This is a genomic window from Actinoplanes sp. NPDC023801, assembly GCF_040639655.1.
Lineage (GTDB): Bacteria > Actinomycetota > Actinomycetes > Mycobacteriales > Micromonosporaceae > Actinoplanes.
This window is the reverse complement of the sequence record NZ_JBFAAI010000040.1, coordinates 14001-40973: the sequence shown is the minus strand read 5'-3', so window position 1 is coordinate 40973 and position 26973 is coordinate 14001. Positions and strand designations below refer to the sequence as shown.

Genomic DNA, 26973 nt, shown 5'->3' with positions numbered 1-26973 from the left:
GTCCATGGTCTCCACCGTCGTGAATGACGTTCACTTGAAGATCGAGATCGGGTTGACGATGTCGGCGGTCACGGTCAGGAGGGTGAACGCCCCACCGATCAGGATGACCGCGTACGTCACCGGCATCAACTTGTAGTAGTCCACCCGACCGGGGTCAGGCCGGCGGAAACGCTTGTAGAGCCACGAGCGAATTGCTTCGAACCAGGCGATGGCGATGTGCCCGCCGTCGACCGGCAGCAGTGGCAGCAGGTTGAACAGTCCGATGAACACGTTCAGCGAGATGAAGACCTGCCAGAAGACCTCGGGCACCCCTCTCTCGAGTGCCTCGCCACCGATCCGGCTGGCCCCGACGACGCTGATCGGGGTGTCCGGGTCACGCTGGTCGCCGGTGATCGAGTTCCACAGCGCCGGGATCTTCTCCGGGATTCGGGCCATGGCCCTCGCGGAGTTCTCCACCAGGTACCAGTTGAACGCGCCGGAGGCTGGAATCGCGCTGATCGGACTGTAGTCGACGACCGCGGGCTGATCCGTTTCCCAGCTCACACCGGCGACCGCGACCTGGGAGATCGGGCCGTCCGGGTCACCCACCGGACGTCGTTCGGCGGGGAGCAGGTCGACCGTCGTCGAGGCGGCTTGGCCGTCGCGTACGTACTCGAAGACCGTCTTGCCGGGCGGCTGTGACCGGATGGCGTCGGTGAGCTGACCGTAGTTGGCGACCGGGGTGCTGCCGACCTTGGTGATCACGTCACCGGTTTTCAGGGCGGCGGCCTTGGCCGGGCCCTCACGGCCGCTCGCCTGCCCCGGGACGCAGGTCTCGCTCTTGTCCGACAGCGACGTGGGGATGCAGGGCGCCACACCGATCATCGCGGGGGCGGCACGCTGCTCCTCGGCCGTCTGCGGCAGTCCGATGTTGGGCAGGCCGATGGTCCACGCCATGATCCAAGCGCCGACCAGGGCCAGCGCGAAGTGGGCGGCCGAGCCGGCACCCATCACGATGGTCCGCTTCCAGACCGGGAACCGCCACATGGCGCGGTGCTGGTCCTCCGGAGCGACGTCGTCGTCCTGCGGCGTCATGCCGACGATCTTGCAGAAGCCGCCGAGGGGGATGAGCTTCAGTCCGTACTCGGTCTCACCCCGGTGGAACGAGAAGATGGTCGGGCCGAAGCCGACGAAGTACTTCGTGACCTTCATCCCGAAGCGCTTGCCGGTGATCATGTGACCCAGCTCGTGCAGGCTCACCGAGATCAGAATCGTCAGCGCGAAGGCTGCGCACCCCAGCCAGAACAGCATCAGGCTCCTTCAGCCACAGTCTCGATTGTCCGTTGTGCCTGGGCACGCGCCCACGCTTCGGCGGCAAGCACGTCATCGACGGTACCCGGCTCCGCGAAATCCGGGGCCGCCGCCAGCACCTGTTCCAGCGTGTCGACGATGCCCAGAAAAGGTAGCCGACCCGAGACGAAAGCGGCCACACACTCCTCGTTGGCGGCGTTGTACACGGCCGGAAGGCACCGCCCGGCACGACCGGCCTCCTTCGCCAGCCGGACGGCCGGGAACGCCTCGTCGTCCAGCGGCCGCAACTCCCAGTTGTGCGCACTCGTCCAGTCCACCGCGGCCGCCGCCGCCGGCACCCGCTCCGGCCAGGCCAGGGCCAGCGCGATCGGCAGGCGCATGTCCGGCGGGCTGGCCTGGGCCAGGGTCGATCCGTCGGTGAACTCGACAAGCGAGTGCAGCACCGACTGGGGGTGGACCATCACCTCGATGTCGTCGTACGGCACCCCGAACAGCTCGTGGGCCTCGATCACCTCGAGTGCCTTGTTCACCATGGTGGCCGAGTTGATCGTGACGACCGGCCCCATGTCCCAGGTGGGGTGCTTGAGTGCCTCCTCCGGTGTGACGTTCGCCAACTCCTCGCGCCGGCGGCCGCGGAACGCCCCGCCGCTCGCCGTCAGCACCAGCCGCCGAACCTCGGCTGCCGTGCCGCCGCGCAGGCACTGGGCCAGCGCCGAGTGCTCGGAGTCGACCGGGACGATCTGCCCCGCCTTGGCGATCCGCCGGACCAGCGGGCCACCGGCGACCAGGGACTCCTTGTTGGCCAGGGCCAGGATGCGGCCCTCCTGCAGGGCCGCGAGCGTCGGGGCGAGGCCCAGGCTGCCGACCACCCCGTTGAGGACCACGTCACAGGGCCACCGGGCGAGCTCGGTCATCGCCTCCGGCCCAGCCACGATCTTGGGCAGTTTGAAGTCGCCGGTGGCCCATCCGCGCTTCTGCGCCTGGGCGTAGAAGGCGAGCTGGAGGTCCTGGGTCACCGAGGAACGGGCCACGCCGACCACGTCGACGCCCAGCTCGAGGGCCTGGGCGGCGAGCAGTTCGACGTTGCCGCCACCCGCGCCCAGCGCCACCACCCGGAACCGGTCCGGGTTGCGCCGGACTATGTCGATGGCCTGGGTGCCGATGGACCCGGTCGAACCGAGCAGAACGAGGTCTCGCATGCCGCCCATCTTCCCGGACGGCCGGGCCGGCGTCGCCGTCAGGCCGGGAGGCGCGCCGGGTGCCGGACATCACGGGATCGGCATCCGGGTGACGGCGAGGGCACTACGGGGTAACCATGCGGAGTGCGATCGAAGATCTCCGCTCTGTTCCGGCCACTGCGCGGCAAGGACGTCGCGCTGCACGCGGCCGCGATCACCTTCTACAGCGGCATCGCGGTGGTCCCGGTCGCGCTGCTGGCGATCTGGATCACCGGTCTGGCGGTGGGTGCGGAGCGGGTACGGGACCTGACCGGCCGGACACTGGCCGCGCTGCCGGACGAGATCGGGGCGCCCCGGGCACTCGGCGCGCTCATCGAGGCCGGACTGAACCTGACTCCCGTTCTCGCGCTGGCGAGCCTCCTGCCCGCCACCCTGTACGGCGAGGGCCTGCGCCGGGCGTTCGCGTCGATCGCCCGCCCCGGCGAGAAGCTGGTCGGCTGGCGGGGCCGGATCCTCTGGCTGCCGCTGCTCGCCGCCACGCCGGCGCTGCTGCTGTCACTGCTGCTGGCCCTGCCCACCACGAGCCGCCTGTGGCTGCGTGGCGGCTGGTCGGCGGTGCTCGGGGTGGTGCTCTCCTTCCTGGCCGTCTGGCTGCTGCTCACCCCGGTGGTGATCTGGGTGTTCCGGTACGTCGCGCCCGGCCGCCCGCCGTGGCTGCTCACCACGCTGATCGGTTCCTTCACCGCCGCGAACCTGTCCGGGTTCCTGCACGGATTTGTGCTCTTCTCCTCGCTGCCCCTGGACCTGGGGGTGCCCTTCGGCGGGTTCACCGAGGTCGGTGCGGTGGTGGCGATCGGCTTCTGGCTCTACCTGTTCCATGTGGTGCTGCTCGCCGGTTTCGCGGCGACCCGGGCCGTCGAGACGCATTTATCGGATGATTCGGCGAGGTCACCGGAGGAGGCCTAGAGGTAACCTCGCGAACCATGACCCCCATCCCGGACCGTGCCGACGTGGTGATCATCGGAGCCGGTCACAACGCTCTCGTCTCCGCGATCCTGCTCGCCCGTGCCGGCCTCGACGTCGTCGTGCTCGAGGCCGCCGGTGTGATCGGCGGCGCCACCCGCACCGAACACCCGTTTCCCAAGGTTCCCGGCCTCGGCCAGTCCACCGGGTCCTACCTGCTCGGGCTGATGCCGCCCGAGCTGCTGCGGACGCTCGACGTGGACATCCCCACCCTGCGGCGCGATCCGCATTACTTCCTGCCCGGTGCCGGGGCCGGTTCCCCGTACCTGCTGTTCGGCAGTGACGCCCGTGCCAACCGGGCGCAACTCAGTGAGCGTGACGCGATCGCCGACGAGACCCTGGCCATCGAGATCGGGGCGATCCGCGCCGACCTGGCGCCCGCCTGGCTGGAGGAACCCGCGCCGGTCGAGGAGATCGCCGACCGGCACATCCGGCCGCAGCTGCAGAGCACCTTCCTTGATCTGGTACGCGGCTCGGTCGCCGACTACCTGGCCCGGTTCGGGTTCGCCAGCGAGCTGCTGGTGGCGATGTACGCGGTCACCGACGGCCTGTCCGGGCTGAACGCGGGGCCGGACGATCCGGGTACCGGGCACAACTTCCTGGTGCACAACATGTGCCGGCTGCCGGGCTCGGACGGGACCTGGCTGATCGCCGAGGGCGGGATGGGCACCGTGTCCCGGACCTTCGCCGACGCGGCACGGGCCGCCGGGGCGCGGATCTTCACCGATGCCCGGGTGACCGCGGTGACCGTCGACGGCGGCGCGGCCAGTGGCGTGGTGCTCGCCGACGGGCGGAGTGTCTCGGCCAAGGTCGTCCTCGGCGGCTGTGACCCGTACCAGCTGATGGGTCTTGTTCCGGAAGGTTCTCTGCCCGCCGCCTTGACCGAGCGCATGGCCGCCGTCAAGCGGCCCGGCAGCACGCTCAAGGTCAACCTCGCGCTGCGTGACCTGCCGCGATTCGACTGCCTGCCGGCCGATGCGCCGTCGCCGTTCGGTTCGACCATTCATCTGCTGCCCGGCGAGGGATCGCCGATGACCAACCTGCGGCGGATGTGGGCGGACGTCCAGGCCGGTGTCCTGCCGGCCGAGCCGACCATCGAGTGGTACCTGCACACCACCGTCGACCCGTCGCTTCGCGACGACGCCGGACACCATTCCTCGGCGTTGTTCGTGCAGTCGGTGCCGTTCGAGCCGGCCGGTTCCTCCTGGGATCAGGAGCTTCCGGCGTACGTCGACAGGCTGCTCGCCCTCTGCGACCGGTACGCGCCCGGCACCTCGGACCTGGTCGCGGACGTGTTCCCGCTCACTCCCCCGGGCATCGAGAGGCATTTCGGGATCACCGGCGGTCACATCCACCACGTCGACAACACGGTCGCGTTCGACAAGCGGATGCCGTACTTCACCGGACTGGACGGGCTGTACCACGGGTCGGCCGGGGCGCACCCGGCCGGCAGCGTGATCGGAGCGGCGGGCCACAACGCGGCCCGCCGCATCCTCAAGGACCTGGCGACCTAGTCGTTCCGGGTCGCCCTGATCTTGTGGCCGACGCCGGTGAGGCAGCGGCCACTGGGCAGGTCGAACTTCCAGCCGTGCAACTGGCAGGTCAGCACGTTGCCCTCGACGATGCCGAACCGGGACAGGTCGGCCTTCAGGTGGGGGCAACGTCGCTGCACGGTCCAGTCGCCGAACTGGATGTCCTCGGCGTCGACGGCCTTCTCGTGCTCGTCGTACCAGCCTTCGGCGTACTGCAGGCGCTCCTCGGAGAGGCACTTGAAGAAGGCGTAGACGAACTCGTTGTACTGGCCGATCCGGGCCGCGGAGAAGCGGCAGGACAGGAACAGCGAGTTCACCCAGTCACCCTCGTCGATGAAGATGAGGTGCTCGATCAATTCCCGCTGGGTACGGAAGCGGTAGCGCACCTTCTCGTCGGCGTACGCCCGGACCTGCTTGCCCGGGAAGTCCACCACGATCGACTCGACCTCGTCGCCGTCGTAGGAGACCAGGTCGAACCGGACCGGGCCGCCGACGCCCTTGGCCATGTAGAGCGACTCCTCGAGCAGCGGCTCGATCCGCTTCTTCAGCTCCTTGAGGACGTCGATCTCCGGGTGCCGCCAGGACGCCTTCTCCGCCTCGATGATGGGGCGCTTGCGGTCCCGCATCTCCTCCAGGTGCGCCTTCTTGTTGGCGAAGAACTCGTCGACCGGCGTCGGATGCGTCGTCGTCTGCCTGGTGCCGCCGTCGGTCAGCTCGGTCACACTGCCCGGCAGCTGGACGACCGCGTTGGTACCGCCGACCTTCGCGTACTCCGTCAGGAACACCGACTGGTCGGGGAAGATGTTGCCCTCGTCGCCGTGGATGTCGTTGAACTGCCACAGCTCCTCGTCGAGGAAGCACGGCGGGCCGGCGATCGGGAAGACGAAATCGGCCTTCAGGTCGTCGATGTAGCGCCAGGTGCGGTCGAACTGCCGTTCCCGCTTCTGCTTGCCGAACGCGGTCTTCGCGTTCTCCGGCAGTTCGTAGACCATCGGGTACCAGATGGCGCCGGAGAACTGCAGCATGTGCGCGTGGACGTGGCCCAGCTCGTTGAACCGGGTCAGGTCGGCGGGACGGGCGTCGTTCTGGTTCAGGACGCGGATGCCGTCGTACTCGACCCAGAGCGACGAGTCACCGATCGGGCCGTCGGTCGGGCTGATCAGCGCCTGGATCATCACCTTCAGGCCGCCGTCGAGCTCGTGCACCTCGTCCGACTTCGTCCGCAGGAAGCTGGTGAAACCGAGCGCCCGCAGCTCGTCCTCGAGCTGGGAGGTCGGGTACTCCGGCAGCAGGACGGTCGCCTTCTTGCTGATGAACCTCTTCAGGTGCTCCGCGTCGAAGTGGTCCCGGTGCAGGTGGGAGACGTACAGGTAGTCGACGTCACCAAGCGTCTCCCAGTCGAGCTGGGAGTTGTCCGGGAACGGGAACCATGAGGCGAAATACGCCGGATTCACCCACGGATCGCACAGAATGCTGCCGGCAGCGGTGTCGATCCGCATGCTCGCATGGCCGGTGCCCGTGATCCGCACTTGATCGCTCCTCTGCTTGCGGCTTCGTGGCCGCGTCTTGCGGCTTTGTGACCGCATCGAAAGTACAGCCGGGTTGCCGCGTTGTGCCCGTCACCCCCGTGACAGACTGTTTTCCGATTCATCATCTGCTTGGACACACTGATCAGAAGGGACGCCACCGTGGCTGCGGAAGAACACCACGAGGAGGTCTACGCGCCCGACCAGCTGAAGCCCGGCAACCGCAAGCGGGCTCAGAAGGGCGCGATCATCTCGGCCGCGATCATGCTGCTCTTCTTCTGGGGTAACCAGCAGGGCAACACCGAGAAGGTGTGGCTCGTCGTGATCGCCATCGGCCTGGTCGCCGTCATCATCGGCGACGCCGTGCTGCGCCGCAGTGGCCTGCGCCCCAACGACCAGTAACTCCGGGTCAAGCAAAAGAGGGGGCCGGCGGCCCCCTCTTTTCGTGTGCTGATCACCGGCGGCGCAACAGGATGTCCTTCACCTCGCGCAGCGCGGCGTCGACCTCGGCCTCGAAGTAGCCGTTCGGCACCAGGCCGAACTGAAGCATGTCGAGGTCGTTCTCGTTCACCGGCATCGGGCCGCGGCCCGTCATGGCCTGCAGGATGCCCTCGAACAGCCGGTCGACCTGCGACGGGTCGTAACCGCTGCCGAACCGGCGTGGCTGGAACGTCCGGCGGAGCTGGTCGACCCGGTAGAGCTCGCCACCCGGCTCACCCAGCGGCGGACCGAGCTGCGGCTGTTGCTGTTGCTGCTGCGGCTGCTGGCCGTAGCCGCCACCACCACCGCCGTAGGGCGGCCCGCTCATCGGCGCCCCCGGCATGGGAGAACCCGGCATGGCCATCGGCGAGCCCGGCATCGGAGCGCCCGGCATCTGCTGGCCGTAGCCACCACGTGGGTCCCGGTCGGGCATCCGGATCTCGGCGGTCATGTCCGCCTTGCCGTGCCGGCCGGCCTCGAAGCCGTCGTAACCGCCCTGGTCGTAGCCGCTCGGGTCGTAACCGGGCGGCGGACCGGGACGCTGTGGCAGCTGTGAGGGCGGCTGCTGCTGCTGCTGGCCATAGCCGGTCGGCTCGTCATAGCGCCCGTACGGGTCCGGGCCGGGTGGCAGCTGCTGGGGCTGACGCTGCGGGATCTGGGGCGGCATCATCCGGTCGTCGCGCACCGGAGCCTGCAGCCGCTCGGTCGGCGGCGAGGCCATCCGGGCAGCCGGGTTCATCCCCGCGCCCATTCCGCCCGGCACGCCCTGCGGCTGGCCGGGATAGCCCTGCGGCTGACCCGGGTAGCCCTGCGGCTGCGGAGGCTGACCCTGCATGCCACCCGGGCCGCCCGGCCCTCCCGGACCGAAACCGCCGCGGTCGAACCCGCCACGGTCGAAACCCTGACCCGGGCCCTGACCCATCGCGGGCGGGCCGGAAGCCGGAGTCGCGGTGAGGCCACTGCGCATCGAGTCACGCATCGGGTCCGGTGCGGGGCGCCCACCCCGCTCCTCGAACTCGGCGAGCTGCCGCTCGACCCGGTCGAGGTGCAGGTCGACCTGCCACTCGTCGTAGCCGCCGAACCGCACCCGGAAGACCACGTCGTGCACTTCCTGCGCGCCGACCGGCGGGCCGACCTGCTCGCCGGCCAGGGTCGCCTCGACCCGGTCCAGGAAAGCGTCGACCTCGTCGACCTTGTAGCCACGCCGCAGCGCACGCCTTCGGAAACGCTGCCCCTGACTCGTCACAACGTCTCCCACTCCGCTCGCTGGGACCTGAGCCCAGTCACTGTGCCACCTCCGCGTCGGCTGCGGCGCCCCCTGCGCTCGCGTCCGTCAGCTCACCCGCGGCCAGCTGGCCGCACGCGCCGTCGATCTCCCGCCCCCGGGTATCGCGTACCGTCGTCGAAACACCGGCCTCCTGCAACCGGCGGACGAACTCGCGCTCGACCGGCTTCGGGCTCGCATCCCACTTGCTGCCCGGCGTCGGGTTCAGCGGGATGAGATTCACATGGGCCAGCTTGCCTTTCAGAAGACGGCCGAGCAGGTCGGCACGCCAGGGCTGATCGTTTACATCCCTGATCAGGGCGTATTCGATGGAAACCCGACGGCCGGTCTGCGCCGCGTAATCGAACGCGGCATCGAGCACCTCGGCCACCTTCCAACGCTGGTTGACGGGCACAAGCTCATCGCGCAGATCATCATCGGGGGCGTGAAGTGACAGCGCAAGAGTCACCGAGAGCTGTTCAGCGATCAACCGGCGCATAGCGGGCACCAAACCCACCGTGGACACCGTGATGTGCCGTTGCGAGAGCCCCAGGCCCTCGGGAGCCGGGCTCGTCAGCCGCCGGACCGCGTCGATCACCCGCGGGTAATTGGCCAACGGCTCGCCCATGCCCATGAAGACCACGCGCGACAGGCGCGGCGGCGAACCGGTCACCGCACCGGACGCGGCCACCCCGGCCAGATACACCACCTGGTCCACGATCTCGGCCACCGACAGGTTGCGGGTCAGCCCCTGCTGGCCGGTGGCGCAGAACGGGCACGCCATGCCGCACCCGGCCTGGCTCGAGACACATGCCGTCACCCGGTCGGGGTAACCCATCAGAACGCTCTCCACGAGCGCGCCGTCGTGCAGCCGCCACAGTGTCTTGCGGGTCGCCCCGTCGTCGCACGCCTGCTCCCGGACCGGGGTCAGCAGCGTGGGCAGCAGTTCGGCGGCGAGCCGGTCACGGGAACCGGCCGGCAGGTCGGTCATCGCTGCGGCGTCGCGCACGAGGCGGCCGAAGTAGTGGGTGGAAAGCTGCTTGGCACGGAACGCCGGCTCGCCCAGGCTCGCGACGGCGCTCTTGCGGCCGTCGAGGTCGAGGTCGGCCAGATGGCGCGGAGGCATGCTGGGGCGACGGCGTGTTTTCACCGTCCCGGGCTGCAGGATGTCGGGTTGATCGGGACTGATCGGGATGACCGGAAGAATCGTCATGGCGTATCCAGTCTCCCACGTCCACCGAGTCCGTCGCCCACAGCTAGCTCGCGGTGATGATCGAGAAGAGCAGGTACGCGGTCGGGACGGCGAACAGGATCGAGTCCAGCCGGTCCATCAGGCCGCCGTGCCCGGGCAGCAGGTTGCTCATGTCCTTGACCCTCAGATCCCGCTTGAGCATCGACTCCGCGAGATCGCCGAGGACCGCCATCACCGAGATGACCGCGCCGAACAGCAGGCCCCAGTAGACCGGGACGTCCAGCAGGAAGAAGAGCAGGGCGCCGCTGCCGATCGCGGCGGCCGTCACGGAACCGGCGAAACCCTCCCACGACTTCTTCGGACTGATCTTCGGCGCCATCGGATGCTTGCCGAGGAAGACGCCGGACGCGTAGCCACCCGTGTCGGAGAGCACAACGGCGACCAGGGTGCAGATCACCCGGAGGGGACCGTCGTCCATCTGCGCGAGCAGCGCCGCGAAGCTGAGCAGAAACGGTCCGTAGACGGCGATCAGCACGCTCGGCGTGAAGTCGCGCCGGACGGCGGCCGGGCCGTCGGCCAGCCGCCACAACGACGCGGCGCCGACCGTGACGAGCAGGCCGAGGATCAGCGCGTCGGCGCCCCGGAACCAGGCCAGCCCGGTCATCAGCACGACGCCGATCATCAGCGGGATGAGCGGTGGGCGGGCTCCGGTGAACGACAGCGCGCGGGACATCTCCCAGGCGCCGACACCGGAGGCCACGACCAGGACCACGAGCAGCGCCATCGGCTGGATCAGCAGTGCGGCGAGCACGATCAGGCCGAGGCTCAGGCCGACCCCGATGGCCGCGGGCAGATTACGGCCGGCACGGCTGCCGCTCTGCGGCTTGCGGTCACGCCCGGCCCGGCGGCGGCCCGGGCCACCACCCTTCCCCGGCTCCGCGTCGGGAGCGCCCGGCTCGGTCATCGAATCCGTTCCGGGGTACGCACGGACGGTCTCGCTGTGCCGGAGAGCGGCATGGTGTTCCTCTGACTCATGGGCGAACGGCGCCGGCACGCTGGTGTCGTCGCCGGGGATCTGCCGGGCACGGGGATTGACGTAGGACATCAGGCCCCGAGCGCTGTGCTGAGCGGTGTCGCCGCCGAACGCAAGAACAAAGCCGAACCCCTACCTGCCGGAATCTCCACTCGTGTCCCGTGCCGGCCGTCCGGCGCGCCCACGGGAACCGTGCAGAGCGTACTGCAAAGGTGACGCCTGAACAGCCGTCGAGGTGGCGGGCAATTTAACCACCTGTGAACCAGCACTGGCCGGACAGGGGAGAAGCCCGGCCCCCGGAGGTAAGGGGTCCGGGCTTCCGGCGATCCTCAGACTTCGAGGAGCTCGGCTTCCTTGTGCTTGACGAGCTCGTCGATCACCGCGACGTAGCGGTGCGTCACGTCGTCGAGTTCCTTCTCCGCGCGACGGCCGTCGTCCTCACCCGTCCCGCCGTCCTTGACCAGCTTGTCGATCTGGTCCTTGGCCTTGCGGCGCACGTTGCGGATCGCGACACGGCCGTCCTCGGCCTTGCCCCGGGCCACCTTGATCATCTCGCGGCGGCGTTCCTCGGTCATCTGCGGAAGGTGGATGCGCAGCTGCGTACCCTCGTTGTTGGGGTTGACCCCCAGATCCGAGTCACGGATCGCCCGCTCGATCGGGCCCAGCTGGGACGCGTCGTAGGGCTTGACGATGACCATGCGCGGCTCCGGGACGCCGACGGAGGCCATCTGCGTCACCGGCGTGGGTGCGCCGTAGTAGTCGACCAGGATCTTGGAGAACATCGCGGGAGTAGCCCGGCCGGTACGGATGGCGGCGAACTCCTCCTTGGCGTGCTCGACCGCGCTCTCCATCTTCTCCTCGGCCTCGAAGAGGGTTTCCTCGATCACCGGCTCTTCTCGCCTCCTTGCTGTCTTCGGTGGTGCGGGACGTGGGGACGTTGTGACGCGACTCAGTCGGCGGTGATCAGCGTGCCGATCCGCTCGCCGGCGCATGCACGCACGATGGTGTCGTCGCCCTCCGCGCCGAAGATCAGCATCGGCAGCTTGTTCTCCTGGCAGAGGCTGAAGGCGGCCTGATCGGCGACGCGCAGCCCGCGCTGGAGGACTTCCTGGAAGGTGATGGAGTCCAGCTTGCTGGCGCTCGGGTCCACCCGCGGGTCGGCGGTGTAGACGCCGTCCACACCGTTCTTGCTCATCAGCACCATGTCCGCGCGGATCTCGAGTGCGCGCTGGGCGGTGACGGTGTCGGTGGAGAAGTACGGCATGCCGGCGCCCGCGCCGAAGATGACGACGCGGCCCTTCTCCAGGTGCCGGATGGCGCGCAGCGGAAGGTAGGGCTCGGCCACCTGGGCCATCGTGATGGCGGTCTGCACGCGGGTCTCGATGCCCTCCTTCTCCAGGAAGTCCTGGAGAGCGAGGCAGTTCATCACCGTCCCGAGCATGCCCATGTAGTCGGCGCGGTTGCGGTCCATCCCGCGCTTCTGCAGCTCGGCGCCGCGGAAGAAGTTTCCACCACCGACCACGACCGCGACCTGGATGCCGGCCCGCGTGACGGTGGCGATCTGCTTCGCCAGCGACTGCACCACGTCGGGCTCGACCCCGACGTCGCCGCCACCGAAGACCTCGCCGGACAGTTTGAGAACGACCCGCCGTGGCCGCATGGTCGGCGGGTTCTGATCGTCAACCGTGGCGGACTGCTCGGTCACCATCGTCATGAGACCCGCCTTTCCCTTCTTCATCTGCTAAGAGACCTTATGCGACCGGGAGGCCGGGCGCTCAATCGCGTACCCGACCTCCCGACCGATTGCTTTCCCGGTGCCTTACTCCTGGCCGACCTCGAACCGGACGAAGCCGGTCACCTCGATACCGGCCTCGGCGGTGATCTGCTTGACCGTCTTCTTGTTGTCGACGACCGAAGCCTGCTCCAGCAGGACGAAGTCCTTGAAGAAGGAGTTCACCCGGCCCTCGATGATCTTGGGCAGCGCCTGCTCCGGCTTGCCCTCCTCACGAGCGGTCTGCTCGGCGACGCGGCGCTCGGTCTCGACGACCTCGGCCGGCACCTCCTCGCGGCTCAGGTACTTCGGCCGCATCGCGGTGATCTGCATGCCGATCGCGCGGGCGTCCGAGTCGGCCGCCTCGTCGTCCTTGCCGGTGTACTGCACCAGGACACCGACCTGCGGCGGCAGGTCCTGCGCCTTGCGGTGCAGGTAGATCGCAACGGTGCCGTCGACGATCGTGAAGCGGTTCAGGACGATCTTCTCGCCGATCTTGGCGGCGTAGTCCTGGATCAGATCGGCGACGGTCTTGCCGTCCTCGATCGTCGAGGCGAGCAGCCCGGCGGCGTCGGCGACCTTGTTCTGCTCGCCGAACTCGACCAGACGCTGACCCAGCGCGACGAAGTCCGGGGTCTTGGCGACGAAGTCGGTCTCGCAGTTGAGCTCGAGCAGCGCGTTGCCGGAGTGGCTGACGATGCCGTTGGCGGCGGTGCGGCCGGCCCGCTTGCCGACGTCCTTGGCACCCTTGATGCGCAGGAACTCGACGGCCTTGTCGAAGTCGCCCTCGGACTCCTCCAGCGCCTTCTTGCAGTCCATCATGCCGGCACCGGTGAGGTCGCGGAGCTTCTTGACGTCCGCGGCGGTGTAGTTAGCCATGACTCTTCTCTCGATGATCAGTCGGGATTCGGCCGCCGCCGCCAGCAGCGGCGACGGCCGGAAGCAATCGGGACGACTTACTCAGCCGGGGCGGCGGCAGCCACCGGGGCGGGGGCAGCCTCCGCCGGGGCGGCCTCAGCCGGAGCGGCCTCAGCCGGAGCGGCCTCAGCCGGAGCGGCCTCGACCGGGGCGGCCTCGGCTGCGGGCTGGTCGGCCTTCTTCTCGGCACCCTCGTAGAGGTCACGCTCCCACTCGGGCAGCGGCTCACCGGCGGCGACGGTGCCCGCCTCGGGCTTCTCGTCGGCGCCGCCACGGCCACGGCCGGACCGCTTGATCAGACCGTCGGCGACGGCGGCCGCGATGACCTTGGTCAGCAGCTCGGCGGACCGGATCGCGTCGTCGTTGCCCGGGATCGGGAAGTCGACCTCGTCCGGGTCACAGTTGGTGTCCAGCACCGCGATGACCGGGATGTTCAGCTTCCGGGCCTCGTCGACCGCGATGTGCTCCTTCTTGGTGTCCACGACCCAGATCGCCGACGGCGTCTTGGTCATGTCACGCAGACCACCGAGGGTCTTGGTGAGCTTGGTCTTCTCGCGGAAGAGCTGCAGGGTCTCCTTCTTGGTGTAACCCGCGGCGGTGCCGGTCAGGTCACCCAGAGCCTCGAGCTCCTTCATGCGCTGAAGACGCTTGTACACCGTCTGGAAGTTGGTCAGCATGCCACCGAGCCAGCGGTGGTTGACGTACGGCTGGCCGACCCGCGTCGCCTGCTCGGCGATGGCCTCCTGGGCCTGCTTCTTGGTGCCGACGAAGAGGATGTGGCCACCCTCGGCGACGGTGTCACGGACGAACGCGTAGGCCTTCTCGATGTAGTCGAGGGTCTGGCGCAGGTCGATGATGTAGATGCCGTTGCGCTCCGTCATGATGAAGCGCTTCATCTTCGGGTTCCAGCGCCGGGTCTGGTGCCCGAAGTGGACACCGCTCTCCAGCAGTTGGCGCATGGTCACTACGGCCATGGTGGGTACTCCCTAGATCTTCCCTGGTTATCACGCTCACCGACGATGAGCGTCCTGGCGCCTGGTCGGTGGCCGCAGTCGGACCCGATGAGAATCAGGACCAGGGGAGGGCCACCGCCGAAGACCGCTTACGCTGGGTGACCAGGAAGCGGGCATTCGGAGGGCACGCGAGGTCGACCGCCGGGGCGGTCGCCGTCAACCAGCATACGCCAAGCCGCCGGGCGGTCCGGTCCGCCCTCAGCTCTAGCACGCACCGGCCCGGACCGGAGCGTCGTCCACACCACCCGGCAATCCACAGGGCGTCGCACGCCGTGACCGGAATCCTGTGAACGTCGCACGCCATGACGACTCAGCGACGGGCGATCGGTGCCTACGGCGAGCGGCTGGCCGCCCGGCATCTCCAGGCGATCGGTCTCACAGTGCTGCAACGCAACTGGCGGTGCTCCGAAGGTGAGATCGACCTCATCCTCCGTGATGGCGCCGACCTGGTCTTCTGCGAGGTCAAGACACGGCGCACGGCGACCTTCGGCCCGCCCGCGGCCGCCGTCGATCACCGCAAGGTGCGCCGGTTACGGCATCTGGCCTCCAGGTGGCTGGCCGAGACGGGGGTACGCGCGGAGCACATCCGCTTCGACGTGATGGAGGTCCTGCCGCAACGCCGCGGCGCCACCCGGCTGGTCCACATCCCGGGCGCGTTCTGATGGCGTACGCGCGAGTGCTCTGCGCCGGGCTGGTCGGCGTCTCCGGTCACGTGGTCGAGGTGGAGGCCGACCTCTCCAACGGCCTGCCCACCCTCGTGCTCACCGGACTGCCCGACACCTCCCTCAACGAGGCCCGCGACCGGGTACGGGCCGCCGTCGTCAACTCCGGCCATGACTGGCCCCAGCGGCGGATCACCGTGAACCTGCTGCCCGCGGCCCTGCCCAAGCACGGCAGCGGGTTCGACATGGCGGTCGCCGCTGCCGTGCTCACCGGAAGCGGGTCCCTGCCGCCGGAACGGCTCGACGGGGTGGCCCTCATCGGCGAGCTCGGCCTCGACGGGACCGTCCGGCCGGTCCGCGGTGTGCTGCCGATGGTCGCCGCGGCGGCACGGGCCGGGATAAGCCGGGTCATCGTGCCGCTGGCCAACGCCTGCGAGGCGAGCGTCGTCCCCGGAGTGACCGTGCGTGCCGTCGACACGCTGCACCGGCTCACCGAGTACACCCGGGGCACCGGCGCCCTGCTGGATCCGCCGGCCGTACCGCCGGTGCCCCCGCCGCCCGGCCCGGACCTCGCCGATCTCGCCGGCCAGGAGACCGGCCGGTACGCCCTGGAGATCGCCGCCGCCGGAGGACACCACCTGGCCCTCTTCGGGCCGCCGGGCGCGGGCAAGACCATGCTCGCCGAACGGCTGCCGTCGATCCTCCCCGAACTCGACGACGACGCCGCCCTCGAAGTGACCGCACTGCAGTCCATCGCCGGGATCCTGCCGCCGGACGGGCAGCTCGTCCGCCGACCGCCGTTCCAGGCCCCGCACCACAGCTCCACCCTCGCCGCCCTGGTCGGCGGCGGGTCCGGGCTGATCCGGCCCGGCGCGCTCTCACTCGCCCACCGAGGGGTCCTCTTTCTTGACGAGGTCCCCGAGATGGGCCGCGCCACCCTGCAGGCGCTGCGGCAACCACTGGAGAGCGGCCGGGTCGTGCTGTCGCGGGCCCGCGGGACCGTCGAATATCCGGCGCGTGCCCAGCTCGTGGTCGCCGCCAACCCGTGCCCCTGCGCCTCACCGGCCGGAGACCAGGCGTGCCGGTGCGGTCCCACCGTGCGGCGGCGCTACCTCGGACGGCTCTCTGGGCCACTGCTGGACCGCATCGACATGCGGGTCAACCTGCTACCGGTCCGCGCCGCCCAACTCCTGGTCGACTCCGAGCCGGCCGAGCCGTCGGCGACTGTCGCGGCACGGGTCGCCCAGGCGCGGGTGGCGGCGGCGACCAGGTGGGCATCGGGCGGATGGCCGACCAACGCCGAGGTACCGGGACCGACGCTGCGGCGGGAACCTTGGCGGCTGCCGGCGCGGGACACCGCGGTGCTGCACGGCGCGCTCGACAAAGGAGTGCTGTCGGCCCGCGGTTACGACCGATGCCTCCGGCTGGCGTGGACCGTGGCCGATCTCGACGGGCGTGCCCGGCCGTCGGAGGGCGACGTCTGCGAGGCCTACCAGCTGCGGATGGGAGAAGCCGATGTCCGCGGCTCCCGGTGACTGCGTTCTCGCGTACCCGTTCCGGCGGTTCCTGCCGCCCTGCCTCACCGGCCTTTCCCGCCTCCTCCCTCGTGCCGGGTGCTCCTCACCTCGCGGCCTCACCTTTCTCTTCGGGCAGCCGCCCGCTCCCCGCTCGTGGCGCGACCTCCCCGTTCTCGCCGCGCCTTCCCCTTCGGGCAGCCGCCCGATCCCCTCCTCGCGCCGCGACCTCGCCGCGCCTTCCCCTTCGGGCAGCCGCCCGCTTCCTCCGACGTTTCGACGGGAGAGTCTGTGAACGTCTCAGTGCTGGGCCGGCTTCATCGGTGGCCGTCTTGAGTGGGCCGGTCCCGGCCGGTGGACCGGAGGACCGGGCGGCCCGGGCGGCTCTCACCTGGCTGGCCGAACCCGGCAACCGTGCGGTCTGGAATCTTGTCGAACAGGTCGGCGCACCGGCTGCCCTGGATCTGCTGCTCAGCGGCGACATCCCGGACAAGCGTCTGCGTGCCGCGGTGTCCGCCCGGCTCGCCGCCGGCGACCCGCGCCGGATGGCGGAGATCGCGATCCGCCGGGCGGACCGGCTCGGTGCTCGCCTCGTGGTGCCGTCGGACGAGGAATGGCCACGGCGGGTCAGCGATCTGGCCGGGCTGGAACTGGACTCCGCGGGCCGGATCAACTTCGACGTCCGGCCACCGCTGTGCTTCTGGGTTCGTGGAGCGTGGCCGCTCGGCGAGACGCTGGAACGCTCGGTCGCCGTCGTCGGCGCGCGTGCGGCCACCGACTACGGCATCCACGTCACCAGCGAACTCGCCTGCACGATCAGCCGGGACGGATGGACGATCCTGTCCGGAGGCGCTTTCGGCATCGACGCCGCGGCCCATCGCGGTGCGCTGGCGGCGGGCGGGCGGACCGTCGCTGTTCTGGCGTGCGGCGTCGACCGCCCGTACCCGATCGGGAACTCGGCGATGTTCGACCGGATCATCGAGACGGGCCTGCTGGTCAGCGAATGGCCGATCGGCGCCGAGCCGCTGCGGCACCGGTTCCTGATCCGGAACCGGGTGATCGCCGCGAGCACCGCGGGCACGGTCGTCGTGGAGGCGGCCGCCCGCAGCGGCGCCACCCAGACGATGAGCCGGGTGCTGGCGCTCGGACGGCCGGCGATGGTCGTACCCGGACCGGTGACGTCTGCGATGTCCGTCGGCTGCCACGAGATCCTGCGGAGCAATCCGTACGCACGCGTCGTCACCTCCGCGGCCGAGGTGCTCGAAGAGATCGGCCGCATCGGTGAGTACCTCGCCGATCCGCCGCGCGGACCGGAACGCCGGCACGATCATCTCGACGAGGAGACCGCGCTCGTCCTCGAGGCCCTTCCGCGGACCGGGTCGGTCACCCCGGAGGAGCTGGCGGCAGAGGCACGGCTGAGCCTGCGAACCGTCCTGAGGCGCCTGTCGCTCCTGGAGGTGGCGGGCATGGTGACGCGTACGGCGGACGGCGTCTCGCTCGTCCCGCGACCGGCGCCACCGGTTCGCCGGCAAGCCGGCGCCGAACCCGGGCAGACCACGGCCGAGCGACTATCGAAATCCACCAATACCGACTGATCGGACAGTCCACATGGCGATCGGGGCACGACAGTAACCGGCCCGTCGGGAGCCGGCCGCCGCACGAGCGACGGCCGGCTCCGGGCCGGCGCCGGTCACCACCGTGACCGGGCGAATCAGTCCTCGGACTCGTCCAGGTCCCGGCGATGGACCTTCATCCATGCCTCGACGTCCTCGGTCAGCCATACCTTGCCTTGCGCAAGATCGGCCACAGGCTTCGGAAAGTCGGCACGGCTGGTGATCTGGTACGCCCGTTGCCGGCTGACTCCGCCCAGACGGATGCGGATCTCGTGCGCCCCCATGAGGCGGATCGGCTTCACTCCCACATGATCGACCGTAGGCGCGGGACTATTAGTCTCTGACCAAGTTGTTAGGAGACAGCTAGTCCGTGGTCAACTAAGGTGGTCCTATGACTAGAAGGCGTCAGACTAGCGGCCCGGTCCCCCATCATCCGCGCCATCGCCGCGACTGGCGGACCTTCTGGCGCAGGTGCATCTGCGGACTGCGGGCCCCCTGCATCGACCGTTTCCCGCCGTCACCTCCGCCGCCCTACCCACGACGCACCTACATCGCCCCCGAGCAGCGGAGACCGGGTGGTGGCGGCATCTATCGATCACGGCACGCCAGCCCCGGCGCCGGAGTTTCGCCGGCCTCCGGCAACGCCGAGATCCCCGCCCGCACGTCCGATCCGGACTCCCACGTGGGTCGCGCCGGCCACCTCACCCCGGCCCAGGAACACCGGGCCGGTGAAGACGCCGGGCAGCGAGCCCAGCGTCGTCACCGCAGTCGATGACGTCCCGCGCCCGGCCAGCCGATCACTTTCGGGGGAATTGATTGTCCACCGCACCGGAGCCGACCCACCTCCACGAGCGTCCACATTGGCGATGCCGGGCCTGTGGTCGCCCCTGGCCCTGCATCGAGGCGAGAGCGGGCCTCCTGGAGGAGTACCGCGCCTACCCGTCACTGCTGAAGATCTACCTGTCCGCCCAGATGTACGAAGCCCTCGACGACTTCACCGCCGGCGGCCGGCCCCCGCCACTGAACCTGTACGAACGCTTCATGTCCTGGACGGGGCACCACCCGCCCCCGTGAAGCCACGCCGTCCCACCTTCGGCGGCGAGAAGTTCGCGGGGGCCCGGCCGTCCACGTTCACCGGCAGGCCCATCGTCCTCGTGGTCGCCGCAGCCGGTCGTCCATGTAGCGATGTAGTTACGACATGACGAGCCCCGGCGGCACGTAGAATAGTGGCCATGATCGATCCCTCAGCGGACCGGGCGGTGTTCCGTCAGTTGGCTGACCTCCTTCGCCAGCAGATCGAGAGCGGTGAGCTCGCACCGGGTGACCCACTACCAAGCGAGTTGCGGCTGGGCGAGGACCACAACATCAGCCGGACCACGGTCCGACAGGCCATCGCTCAGCTCCGCGCCGAGGGCCTGGTCACCGTGGACCGGCCGCGCGGCACGTTCGTCCGGGTCCCGGAGCAGGTGGAAGTCGTCGAACTCAACAGCGGCGAGCGGGCCGGCGCGCGGATGCCCACCGATACGGAGCGCCGCCGGTTCAATCTTCGCGAGGGCGTTCCGGTCCTGGTGGTCACCGCTGCGGACGGGACCCGGACGGCCTACCCCGCGGATCGGTACCAGCTCACCGTTCGCTGATCGGGCCGGTCCGGACAGGCCGGCGGTCCGCGCAACGAGCGGACCGCACCGCAACCGCGCCCGGCGTTGGTCCCCGATGTGCCGCACTGCCCACGGCGGGCCTCCCTCAGCGCCCGACGAAGGGCTGCGGGCCCGCCGGCCGGTCAGGTGGGGGCCCGCCGGCCGGTCAGGTGCGGGCCCGCCAGCCGGTCAGGTGCGGGCCCGCCAGCCGGTCAGGTGCGGGTTCGGCGGCGGTGGCCCCGGCCCGCGTGCCAGGACTCGATCACCAGATGGTCGGCGGGAGTGCCGACGTAGGTCAGGGCCACCTCGTCGATGTCGATGCGGAAGAAGGCGGCGTCGGCGTGCGGGGTGCCCGGCGGGAGTGGCATCTCGACCACACGCCCGGACAGTTTGGCGTCGCCGGGGCCGTTCGACGGGTCGTCGGCCGGAGGCTCCAGGGTGGGACTGTGCATCGCGATACGTGGATCGCGGCGGAGGTCCCGCAGTTTCACCGCGCCGGGCATCGAGCCGAAGGTCAGCTCGCCGTCGATGAACTGGGCCTCGGACGCGCTGATCCGGGGTGAGCCGTCACGTCGCAGTGTGGCGATCGTCTTGTTGGTGCCAGCCTCGAAGAGTGCCCGAACACGGGCCGCGAACTCCGGGGCGTCCTTCTCGATTTCCTCCCAGCGTGCCATGTCGCCGACGCTAGACCCCGGGTATGACAGAAACGCCGTGTCCGGAGCTTGACCGGGCACCGGGTGGGGATGGACGGTCTGAGGCGATGCGGATTCGGGAACTGCACGAGCGACTGCCGGCGGCCCTGCGGGCGGCGGTGGACGAGTTCGGCCGGCATCTCGCGATGGTCGAGGGACGGTCGGAGCACACCGTCCGGGCCTATGTCGGGGACATCGTGTCGCTGCTCGACCATGCCGCCTACGAGGGCCGGAGCACCGTCGCCGAACTGGACGTCGTCGTTCTCCGCGGGTGGCTCGCGGCACGGATGGGTTCGGGGGCGGCCCGCGCCTCCCAGGCGCGGCGTGCCGCGGCGGCACGGGCGTTCACCGGCTGGGCGCACCGGACCGGTCTCTCCCCGGACGATCCCGGCGGGCAGCTGGCCAGCCCGCGGGCGCATCGCGGACTTCCCACGGTGCTCCGCGCCGACCAGGCGGCCGAACTGATGGAGTCAGCCGGCCGCGCCACCAGCCCGGAACGGTCAACCGGCCCGGACCCGAAAACCGGTTCGGAACCGCCAACCGGCCCGGAACCGTCAACCGGCCCGGAACCATCAGCCGGCACGGCCGAGGAGCGGGAACCGGGCGGGAAGAGACCGGCCCCGGAAGGACCGGCGGGCACCGCGGACGAGGAGGGTACGGCGACGGCCGGCGACGCCCTGCAGATCCGGGATCGGGCGGTTCTCGAGCTGCTCTACGCCACCGGCATCCGGGTCAGTGAGCTCTGCTCGCTGAACCGGGCCGATGTCGACCACGCCCGCCAGGTGGTCCGGGTCTTCGGGAAGGGTGCGAAGGAACGGGCCGTCCCGTTCGGGCATCCCGCTCGGCGGGCGCTCGACGCCTGGCTGCGGCTGGGGCGGCCGGAGCTGGTGAGCCGTTCGAGCCGGGACGCGCTGTTCCTGGGAGTGAAAGGTGGCCGTCTGCAGCCGACGGTGGTCCGGCGGATCGTCGGGAACGCGGCGCGGGCCGCGGGACTGCCGCACACCAGCCCGCACGACCTGCGGCACTCGGCGGCGACCCATCTGCTCGACGGGGGCGCGGATCTCCGGGCCGTGCAGGAGCTGCTGGGGCACAGTTCGCTGGCGAGCACACAGATCTACACGCACGTGTCGACGGAACGGCTCCGGGCGGCGTTCAATCAGGCGCATCCACGGGCCTGACATCGTACGATCCGAGTCATGAGCGCGCCGGAATCCGCATGATCGATCCGCCTCGGCCCATTCCGGGTGCCCGTCTGCTCTTCTCGCTGGATCCGTCGGTGTCCTATCTGAACCACGGCTCGTTCGGTGCGCTACCGATCAGCGTGCAACGTGCCCAGCAGCGGCTCCGCGACGAGATGGAGGCCAATCCACTGCGGTTCTACGGCACCGGGCTGATGGATCGCGTCCTCCACAGCCGACGGCATCTGGCGACGTTCCTGGGCGCGGACCCGGACGGCAGCGCGCTGGTGCAGAACACGACGGCGGCGGTGTCGCTGGTTCTGCAGTCGATGCGCCTGGGGCCGGACGACGAGGTACTGCTCAGCGATCACGCCTACGGCGCGGTGGCGATGGCGGTGCGGCACCGGTGCCGGCAGACGGGGGCGAGCGCGCGGACGGTGGCGGTGCCGCTGGGCCTGTCCGGGCCGCAGACGGTGGCCAGGATCCGGGCGGCGTTGCGGCCGGGCCGCACCAAGCTGCTGATCATCGACCAGCTGACGTCGGCGACGGCGGCCCTCTTCCCGGTACGGGAGATCGCCGCGGCCGCCCGCGAACAGGATGTCCCGGTACTGGTTGACGCCGCGCACGTGCCGGGCATGCTGCCGGTGGACGTGTCGGCGATCGGCGCGGACTTCTGGGTCGGCAACCTGCACAAGTGGGGCTGGGCGCCGCGTGGCACGGCGCTGCTGCACGTGGCTCCGGCGTGGCGGCGTCGGATCGAGCCGCTGGTGGTCTCGTGGGAGCACGAGCAGGGTTTCCCGCGCGCGGTCGAGTTCCAGGGCACGATCGACTACACCCCGTGGCTGGCGGCTCCGGCCGGGGTCTTCGCACTGCGTACGCTCGGCCTGGAGCTGGTCCGGGAACACAATGCGACTCTTGTCTCGTACGGCCAGCGGGTTGTCGGGGAGGCCCTCGGTCTCGCGCCGGCCGACCTGCCGCAGCCCGGCGGACCCGGGGTGGCGTTGCGTGTGGTGCCGCTGCCGGGTGGGCTGGCGTCGACCTTTCCAGAGGCGCAGGCGTTGCGGCAGTACATCGCGGAGAAGCTGGCGGCGGAGGTGGCGGTGAACGCTTGGGGCGGCCGGGGTCTGCTGCGGTTGAGTGCCCAGGTCTACAACCGCCCGGAGGAGTACGAGCTGCTTGCCGAACGCCTCCCGCAGCTGCTGGCCACCTTCCAGCGGTGAGCGAGCCCGACAAGGCGGCAAGCGGCGAGCGGCGAGACACAGCGGCGAGCGGCGAGCGGAAAGCGGCGAGCGGCGAGCGGCGAGCGGCGGGTGAACGAGTCCCGCGGGCGGTGGATGAACGAGCCACGGCGGGAAGTGGCGAGCGCACGAGGCCGTCGCGAAAGGTGATCAGCAGGTGATCAGCCGAGCGGCAACAGGCGCACCCGGCCCAGGCCAAGCAGCGCGAGGGGGTCGAGATAGACGTCACCGCGCCGCAAGCCCCAGTGCAGGCAGGCGGCCGCCGGGCAGCCCGGATGTCCGGTTTCGAGGGCTCCGATCGGGCGTCCGGCGGTGATGCGGTCGCCGGCCCGAACGGTGGCGGTGACCGGCTCATAGGTGGTGCGCAGTCCGCCGGCGTGCAGGATGCTGATCACCCCGCGCCCGGCCAGGTTCTGCGCGTAGACGACGACGCCGTCGCCGGCCGCCCGCACCGATGCTCCGGGGGCGGATCCGAGGTCGACGCCGCGGTGACCGGGCAGCCAGCGCTCGGGCGGCGGCTCGAACCGGCGCAGCACCTGAGGCGGCACCACCGGCCACCGGTATCGGGCCGCGGGCGCCCGATACCGAACCTCAGCGACCGCGCTGTATCGGGCCGCGACCACGCGGTATCGAACCTCGGCAACCGCGCTGTATCGGGCCTCGGCCGCAAAGAAACGGACGCCGGCGACCGCGCTGTGGCGGGCCTCGGCCGCAAAGAAACGGACACCGGCAACCGCGCTGTGGCGGGCCTCCGCCGCAGGAGATCGGACCACGGCGACCGCGGAACCGGACAGGGGAAGCAGAAGCAGCGGGATCAGCGCGGCAACGAGAGCGGGCATGCCGCCGAGAGTGCCGGGCCGGCCGCCCGGCTCGCGACCGCCCCTGTGGACAACCGCGGACTGTGGATGACCGTCAGCCGCCGAATCCGGCCTCGTCGGGCAGGGAGATGTCTGGTTTCTCCAGCTCCTCCACGTTGACGTCCTTGAACGTCATGACCCGCACGTTCTTGACGAACCGGGCCGGACGATACATGTCCCACACCCAGGCGTCGTGCATCTCGACCTCGAAATACACCTCGCCGTCGGAGTTACGCACGTGCAGGTCGACCTGGTTGGCCAGGTAGAACCGGCGCTCGGTCTCCACCACGTAGGAAAACTGGCGGACGATGTCGCGGTACTCCCGGTAGAGCTGCAGCTCCATCTCGGTCTCGTACTTCTCGAGATCCTCTGCGCTCATCGTGTCTCGCCCTCCATGGCACTATCTTCCCCCACCGACGGCAACGGCTGAGGCTGCTCGCCCGACGCCACGCCGACGGTACCCTCAGCCGTCTCCGGAATCAGCAGCGGCTCGGTAACGGATACATCGTCGAACAAAGACGGCGCGGGTGACGAAGCGGGGCGCCGGGCCCGGGGCGGGCGGTTGCCGCGGCCGGAGGCGGCGGCGACGTTCACATATGAGAACCGGTGTTCGGGGCACGGTCCGTGGGTGGTGAGCGCGGTGCTGTGCTCCTCGGTGATGTAACCCTTGTGCACCGCGAACCCGTAGTGCGGGAACTTCTGGTCCAGCTCGACCATGAGCCGGTCCCTGGTGACCTTGGCCAGCACGCTGGCGGCCGCGACGCAGGCGGCGACCCGGTCGCCTTTCCACACCGCGAGGCCGGGGACGCCGAGGCCGTCGACCGGGAAGCCGTCGGTCAGCACATACTCCGGGCGGACGGTGAGGGAGGCCAGCGCCCGCCGCATCGCCGCGAGGTTGCAGACGTGCAGGCCACGTGCATCGACCTCGGTCGGCGGGATGATCATGACGGACCAGGCCAGTGCTTTGGCCACCACGTGCTCGTAGACGCGCTCCCGGGCGGCGGCGGTCAGCAGTTTCGAGTCGGCCAGGCCGGGGATCTCGCCGCGCCGGCCCTCGGGCAGGATCGCGGCCGCCGCGACGAGCGGTCCGGCGCAGGCGCCACGGCCGGCCTCGTCCGCGCCGGCCACGTGCCGGAAGCCGCGACGCTGCAGCGCCTGCTCGAGTGCATAGAGACCGGCCTCGCGGCGGACGACGGTGCGCGGTGGGGCCAGCATGTCAGGAACCTTCGGGTACGGCGTCGACGGCGAGCTGCCGCAGCAACGCGGCCAGGTCGGCCGGGAAGATGTCCTCGCTGCTCGCCTCGATCTCGGCGGCCGACCACCACCGATGTTCGGTGATGGTGCGCTGTTCCTCCTCGTCCATCCCGGCCGTGTCGACCTGCCAGTCGGCCACCCGGAGCAGATAGAAGTCCTGCTCCTGCCGGTAGTCGCGGCCGTCGTAGGTGAACTCCGTCACCTCGTGCCGGACGGGCTCGCCGAGCTCGGCCGGGGTGGCCCGCAGGCCGGTCTCCTCGAGCAGCTCACGTGAGGCCGCCTCGACGGGCGTCTCGCCCTCGTCCAGCCCGCCGCCGGGAGTGAACCACCAGTGCAGCCCGGGCCGGCCCGGGTCACCGCCGTGCAGCAGGAGCACACGGCCGGCCAGATCGACCAGGAGAACCCGGCCGGCGCGGCGGTCAATCACCTCGGTCACGGGACCAAGCCTATTGCGAAGGAATCTACTTGCCCGCGTCGGGGATCGAGTCGAACTCGTCCGGCACGCTGAGCCAGGTCGCCCGGCCGACCGGCCAGAAGATCGTGAAGGCCCGGCCGACGACCGAGTCGATCGGGACGGTCGCTTCATTGACCTTGCCGGCCTCGTCGGTGGCGGCGGCGTCGGTGTAGTGCTGGAGCGAGTCGCCGGAGGCCTGCCGGTGATCACCCATCACCCACAGGCGGCCCTCCGGTACGGTGATGTTGAAGTCGTGGCTGGCCACCTGGTCGCGGGTGCCGTCGGACTCGACGTAGACGTACGGCTCGTCGAGGGACTTGCCGTTGATCATCAAGCGGCGCTCGGTGTCACAGCAGACGACGTTGTCGCCCGGCTGGCCGATGACCCGCTTGATGAAGTCCTCGCCCTCGTTGCCGGACTGCCAGGCGCCCGGAGCCTTGAAGACGACGATCTCGCCCCGGCGCGGCTCGCGGAAGTCGTAGACGAGCTTGTTGACCAGGACCCTGTCCCACAGCTCGAGGGTGTGCTGCATCGAGGGCGACGGGATGTAGAACGTCTGCAACACGAAGGCGCGCACGAGGACGGCGACGAGGATCGCCACCCCCAACAGGATCGGTAGTTCACGCCAGAAAGACCCCTGGCGCTTCTCGGTCTGCTCGTCAATCACGCTCGGAGCCTACGTCGTCCGGCCCACAACGACATGCCGGAACGCGCGGATAAAAGCACTCCGAACAGAAGGGGGAACACGTTTGTGGCGACAGCCGGACGTTCTTCCCGGACCGGGATCGGCCGGTCGGCGGCCGCCGACGGGTACTGCTCGGCGAACTGTTTCCACACGTCCGGTACGTCCAGGCCGGTGAACCGCTCGCTCGGCCAGACCACCACGAACGCCCGGCCGATGATGTTCTCGATCGGCACCGTTCCCTGGCAGCGGGCGTCCTGCGAGACCGAGCGGTGGTCGCCCATCACGAACATCTCACCGGGTGGAACGGTCACCTCGGCGAATCGGCGGCTGGTGCACTGGCCGGGAATCGGTGGCTGGGTGAGGTCGGAGTTGAAGCCCTCAGCGATGTAGGGCTCGTCGATGCCGACGCCGTTGACGGTTATCCGTCCCTGCGCGTCACAGCAGGCCACCTTGTCACCCGGAAGGCCGATCACCCGTTTGATGAAGTCACGTTCGCCGGGGCGACTGACCCCGACCAGGTCACCGATGGTCCGGCCGAGCTTGGCGAGGAAGGTGTTGCTCACCGCCTCGGTCACCTCGGGCGCCCAGTCCTCGGTACCGCGGAACACCACGATCTCGCCGCGCAGCGGATCGCGCATGTCGTAGACGACCTTGTTGACCAGCACCCGGTCCTTGATCTCCAGGGTGCTCTGCATCGACCCGGAGGGGATGTAGAAGGCCTGGACCAGAAATGTCCTGATCAGCACCGCCAGGCAGAACGCCACGATCAACAACAACGGGAGCTCCTGCCAGAGCGGCATCTCCTTGCGCCGCATCACTGACCGCCGCCGTGCCGGCCGATAGCCTTCCATCGGATCCACGCTTCGCATCTCCCGCCGCCGACCGGCCCCGGATACAGCACTACCGCCCGAGATTCCCGGCTAGGGGAAGTTACGAGCGGTAGGGCTGGAAAGGTTCACCTACAGCGCG

At 69.8% G+C, this 26973-nt stretch carries 28 protein-coding genes; 10 read left to right on the top strand and 18 right to left on the bottom strand.

Annotated elements, in window-relative coordinates; translation table 11 throughout:
- Positions 1-30: 30 nt before the first annotated feature.
- A complete protein-coding gene (locus tag AB0G04_RS40500) occupies positions 31-1290 on the bottom strand; it encodes a site-2 protease family protein (RefSeq protein WP_360994802.1) in 1260 nt (419 codons plus the stop codon).
- Positions 1290-2498, bottom strand: coding sequence for a 1-deoxy-D-xylulose-5-phosphate reductoisomerase (gene dxr / locus AB0G04_RS40495; protein WP_360994799.1), 1209 nt, complete (start codon positions 2496-2498; stop codon positions 1290-1292). The genes AB0G04_RS40500 and dxr overlap by 1 nt, the downstream gene beginning before the upstream one ends.
- Before the next feature lie 114 nt (positions 2499-2612).
- On the opposite strand from dxr, the gene AB0G04_RS40490 reads away from it, so the two are divergent.
- Together AB0G04_RS40490 and AB0G04_RS40485 are read left to right on the top strand one after the other, a co-directional pair.
- Positions 2613-3434, top strand: coding sequence for a YhjD/YihY/BrkB family envelope integrity protein (locus tag AB0G04_RS40490; RefSeq protein ID WP_360994796.1), 822 nt, complete (start codon positions 2613-2615; stop codon positions 3432-3434).
- A 17-nt stretch (positions 3435-3451) separates the two neighbouring features.
- A complete protein-coding gene (locus tag AB0G04_RS40485) occupies positions 3452-5005 on the top strand; it encodes an NAD(P)/FAD-dependent oxidoreductase (protein ID WP_360994793.1) in 1554 nt (517 codons plus the stop codon).
- On the opposite strand, the gene AB0G04_RS40480 is transcribed toward AB0G04_RS40485, so the two are convergent.
- Complete coding sequence (locus tag AB0G04_RS40480) at positions 5002-6552, bottom strand: Rieske 2Fe-2S domain-containing protein (RefSeq protein ID WP_360994790.1); 1551 nt, start codon at positions 6550-6552, stop codon at positions 5002-5004. The two genes, AB0G04_RS40485 and AB0G04_RS40480, sit on opposite strands and share 4 nt — an antisense overlap.
- A gap of 159 nt (positions 6553-6711) precedes the next feature.
- Between AB0G04_RS40480 and AB0G04_RS40475 the strand changes: the two genes are divergently transcribed.
- Positions 6712-6951 (top strand): DUF2631 domain-containing protein, encoded by a 240-nt coding sequence (locus AB0G04_RS40475; protein WP_360994787.1) that lies wholly within the window; start codon positions 6712-6714, stop codon positions 6949-6951.
- Positions 6952-7003: 52 nt separating this feature from the next.
- Here the strand turns inward: AB0G04_RS40475 and AB0G04_RS40470 are convergent, their stop codons facing one another.
- The 7 genes from AB0G04_RS40470 to rpsB all read right to left on the bottom strand — a co-directional run bounded on the left by AB0G04_RS40470 (position 7004) and on the right by rpsB (position 14181).
- Complete coding sequence (locus tag AB0G04_RS40470) at positions 7004-8275, bottom strand: DivIVA domain-containing protein (protein ID WP_360994784.1); 1272 nt, start codon at positions 8273-8275, stop codon at positions 7004-7006.
- Between the two features lie 37 nt (positions 8276-8312).
- Positions 8313-9506 carry a 23S rRNA (adenine(2503)-C(2))-methyltransferase RlmN gene (rlmN, locus tag AB0G04_RS40465; RefSeq protein ID WP_360994782.1) on the bottom strand — a complete coding sequence of 398 codons (1194 nt, stop codon included), beginning with the start codon at positions 9504-9506 and terminating at the stop codon, positions 8313-8315.
- A 43-nt stretch (positions 9507-9549) separates the two neighbouring features.
- The gene (locus AB0G04_RS40460) at positions 9550-10590 is read right to left on the bottom strand and encodes a phosphatidate cytidylyltransferase (protein WP_360994779.1); all 1041 of its coding nucleotides are present in this window, start codon (positions 10588-10590) and stop codon (positions 9550-9552) included.
- A 257-nt stretch (positions 10591-10847) separates the two neighbouring features.
- Positions 10848-11405 carry a ribosome recycling factor gene (frr, locus tag AB0G04_RS40455; protein ID WP_360994777.1) on the bottom strand — a complete coding sequence of 186 codons (558 nt, stop codon included), beginning with the start codon at positions 11403-11405 and terminating at the stop codon, positions 10848-10850.
- Between the two features lie 62 nt (positions 11406-11467).
- A complete protein-coding gene (pyrH, locus tag AB0G04_RS40450) occupies positions 11468-12178 on the bottom strand; it encodes a UMP kinase (protein WP_360994922.1) in 711 nt (236 codons plus the stop codon).
- 159 nt (positions 12179-12337) lie between these two features.
- Complete coding sequence (gene tsf, locus AB0G04_RS40445; protein ID WP_360994774.1) at positions 12338-13168, bottom strand: translation elongation factor Ts; 831 nt, start codon at positions 13166-13168, stop codon at positions 12338-12340.
- 77 nt (positions 13169-13245) lie between these two features.
- The gene (gene rpsB / locus AB0G04_RS40440) at positions 13246-14181 is read right to left on the bottom strand and encodes a 30S ribosomal protein S2 (protein WP_360994771.1); all 936 of its coding nucleotides are present in this window, start codon (positions 14179-14181) and stop codon (positions 13246-13248) included.
- Between the two features lie 341 nt (positions 14182-14522).
- Between rpsB and AB0G04_RS40435 the strand changes: the two genes are divergently transcribed.
- From AB0G04_RS40435 to AB0G04_RS40425, 3 genes are all read left to right on the top strand, one after another.
- Complete coding sequence (locus tag AB0G04_RS40435; protein ID WP_360994768.1) at positions 14523-14882, top strand: YraN family protein; 360 nt, start codon at positions 14523-14525, stop codon at positions 14880-14882.
- The gene (locus AB0G04_RS40430) at positions 14882-16417 is read left to right on the top strand and encodes a YifB family Mg chelatase-like AAA ATPase (protein WP_360994765.1); all 1536 of its coding nucleotides are present in this window, start codon (positions 14882-14884) and stop codon (positions 16415-16417) included. The genes AB0G04_RS40435 and AB0G04_RS40430 overlap by 1 nt, the downstream gene beginning before the upstream one ends.
- Positions 16418-16728: 311 nt before the next feature.
- Positions 16729-17991 (top strand): DNA-protecting protein DprA, encoded by a 1263-nt coding sequence (locus tag AB0G04_RS40425; RefSeq protein WP_360994763.1) that lies wholly within the window; start codon positions 16729-16731, stop codon positions 17989-17991.
- A gap of 116 nt (positions 17992-18107) precedes the next feature.
- Here AB0G04_RS40425 and AB0G04_RS40420 read toward each other — a convergent pair whose 3' ends face one another.
- Positions 18108-18293, bottom strand: a complete 186-nt coding sequence (locus AB0G04_RS40420) for an AlpA family phage regulatory protein (RefSeq protein WP_052164533.1) — start codon at positions 18291-18293, stop codon at positions 18108-18110.
- A gap of 532 nt (positions 18294-18825) precedes the next feature.
- Between AB0G04_RS40420 and AB0G04_RS40415 the strand changes: the two genes are divergently transcribed.
- Entirely contained in the window at positions 18826-19083 is a 258-nt protein-coding gene (locus AB0G04_RS40415; protein WP_360994760.1) for a hypothetical protein, read from the top strand.
- A 158-nt stretch (positions 19084-19241) separates the two neighbouring features.
- Positions 19242-19646, top strand: coding sequence for a winged helix-turn-helix domain-containing protein (locus AB0G04_RS40410; RefSeq protein WP_360994758.1), 405 nt, complete (start codon positions 19242-19244; stop codon positions 19644-19646).
- A 212-nt stretch (positions 19647-19858) separates the two neighbouring features.
- Here AB0G04_RS40410 and AB0G04_RS40405 read toward each other — a convergent pair whose 3' ends face one another.
- Positions 19859-20320, bottom strand: a complete 462-nt coding sequence (locus AB0G04_RS40405) for a pyridoxamine 5'-phosphate oxidase family protein (protein WP_360994755.1) — start codon at positions 20318-20320, stop codon at positions 19859-19861.
- Positions 20321-20406: 86 nt separating this feature from the next.
- On the opposite strand from AB0G04_RS40405, the gene AB0G04_RS40400 reads away from it, so the two are divergent.
- Positions 20407-21516, top strand: a complete 1110-nt coding sequence (locus AB0G04_RS40400; RefSeq protein WP_360994752.1) for a tyrosine-type recombinase/integrase — start codon at positions 20407-20409, stop codon at positions 21514-21516.
- A 32-nt stretch (positions 21517-21548) separates the two neighbouring features.
- Positions 21549-22736, top strand: a complete 1188-nt coding sequence (locus AB0G04_RS40395; protein WP_360994919.1) for an aminotransferase class V-fold PLP-dependent enzyme — start codon at positions 21549-21551, stop codon at positions 22734-22736.
- A 179-nt stretch (positions 22737-22915) separates the two neighbouring features.
- Here the strand turns inward: AB0G04_RS40395 and AB0G04_RS40390 are convergent, their stop codons facing one another.
- The 6 genes from AB0G04_RS40390 to lepB (AB0G04_RS40365) form a co-directional block, all read right to left on the bottom strand.
- Positions 22916-23593 carry a M23 family metallopeptidase gene (locus AB0G04_RS40390; RefSeq protein WP_360994749.1) on the bottom strand — a complete coding sequence of 226 codons (678 nt, stop codon included), beginning with the start codon at positions 23591-23593 and terminating at the stop codon, positions 22916-22918.
- Between the two features lie 73 nt (positions 23594-23666).
- Entirely contained in the window at positions 23667-23990 is a 324-nt protein-coding gene (locus tag AB0G04_RS40385) for a DUF2469 domain-containing protein (protein WP_360435634.1), read from the bottom strand.
- A complete protein-coding gene (locus AB0G04_RS40380) occupies positions 23987-24826 on the bottom strand; it encodes a ribonuclease HII (RefSeq protein ID WP_360994747.1) in 840 nt (279 codons plus the stop codon). Before AB0G04_RS40380 ends, AB0G04_RS40385 begins: the two co-directional genes overlap by 4 nt.
- 1 nt (position 24827) lies before the next feature.
- On the bottom strand, positions 24828-25301 hold the full coding sequence (locus AB0G04_RS40375; RefSeq protein ID WP_360994744.1) for an NUDIX domain-containing protein: 474 nt from the start codon (positions 25299-25301) through the stop codon (positions 24828-24830).
- 25 nt (positions 25302-25326) lie between these two features.
- Positions 25327-25986, bottom strand: a complete 660-nt coding sequence (gene lepB / locus AB0G04_RS40370) for a signal peptidase I (protein ID WP_360994741.1) — start codon at positions 25984-25986, stop codon at positions 25327-25329.
- Complete coding sequence (gene lepB, locus AB0G04_RS40365; RefSeq protein WP_360994739.1) at positions 25983-26873, bottom strand: signal peptidase I; 891 nt, start codon at positions 26871-26873, stop codon at positions 25983-25985. The genes lepB (AB0G04_RS40370) and lepB (AB0G04_RS40365) overlap by 4 nt, the downstream gene beginning before the upstream one ends.
- Positions 26874-26973: the final 100 nt, after the last annotated feature.

Bases quoted from the DNA above. Each gene is read 5' to 3' on its own strand.
- pyrH (WP_360994922.1), bottom strand. From the start codon at position 12,178: ATGCGGCCACGGCGGGTCGTTCTCAAACTGTCCGGCGAGGTCTTCGGT.
- AB0G04_RS40460 (WP_360994779.1), bottom strand. From the start codon at position 10,590: ATGTCCTACGTCAATCCCCGTGCCCGGCAGATCCCCGGCGACGACACC.
- AB0G04_RS40390 (WP_360994749.1), bottom strand. From the start codon at position 23,593: ATGCCCGCTCTCGTTGCCGCGCTGATCCCGCTGCTTCTGCTTCCCCTG.
- rlmN (WP_360994782.1), bottom strand. From the start codon at position 9,506: ATGACGATTCTTCCGGTCATCCCGATCAGTCCCGATCAACCCGACATC.
- AB0G04_RS40405 (WP_360994755.1), bottom strand. From the start codon at position 20,320: ATGGCACGCTGGGAGGAAATCGAGAAGGACGCCCCGGAGTTCGCGGCC.
- AB0G04_RS40380 (WP_360994747.1), bottom strand. From the start codon at position 24,826: ATGCTGGCCCCACCGCGCACCGTCGTCCGCCGCGAGGCCGGTCTCTAT.
- AB0G04_RS40500 (WP_360994802.1), bottom strand. From the start codon at position 1,290: ATGCTGTTCTGGCTGGGGTGCGCAGCCTTCGCGCTGACGATTCTGATC.
- dxr (WP_360994799.1), bottom strand. From the start codon at position 2,498: ATGGGCGGCATGCGAGACCTCGTTCTGCTCGGTTCGACCGGGTCCATC.
- lepB (WP_360994739.1), bottom strand. From the start codon at position 26,873: ATGCGAAGCGTGGATCCGATGGAAGGCTATCGGCCGGCACGGCGGCGG.
- AB0G04_RS40485 (WP_360994793.1), top strand. From the start codon at position 3,452: ATGACCCCCATCCCGGACCGTGCCGACGTGGTGATCATCGGAGCCGGT.
- AB0G04_RS40420 (WP_052164533.1), bottom strand. From the start codon at position 18,293: ATGGGGGCGCACGAGATCCGCATCCGTCTGGGCGGAGTCAGCCGGCAA.
- tsf (WP_360994774.1), bottom strand. From the start codon at position 13,168: ATGGCTAACTACACCGCCGCGGACGTCAAGAAGCTCCGCGACCTCACC.
- AB0G04_RS40410 (WP_360994758.1), top strand. From the start codon at position 19,242: ATGATCGATCCCTCAGCGGACCGGGCGGTGTTCCGTCAGTTGGCTGAC.
- rpsB (WP_360994771.1), bottom strand. From the start codon at position 14,181: ATGGCCGTAGTGACCATGCGCCAACTGCTGGAGAGCGGTGTCCACTTC.
- AB0G04_RS40435 (WP_360994768.1), top strand. From the start codon at position 14,523: ATGACGACTCAGCGACGGGCGATCGGTGCCTACGGCGAGCGGCTGGCC.
- AB0G04_RS40385 (WP_360435634.1), bottom strand. From the start codon at position 23,990: ATGAGCGCAGAGGATCTCGAGAAGTACGAGACCGAGATGGAGCTGCAG.
- AB0G04_RS40400 (WP_360994752.1), top strand. From the start codon at position 20,407: ATGCGGATTCGGGAACTGCACGAGCGACTGCCGGCGGCCCTGCGGGCG.
- AB0G04_RS40430 (WP_360994765.1), top strand. From the start codon at position 14,882: ATGGCGTACGCGCGAGTGCTCTGCGCCGGGCTGGTCGGCGTCTCCGGT.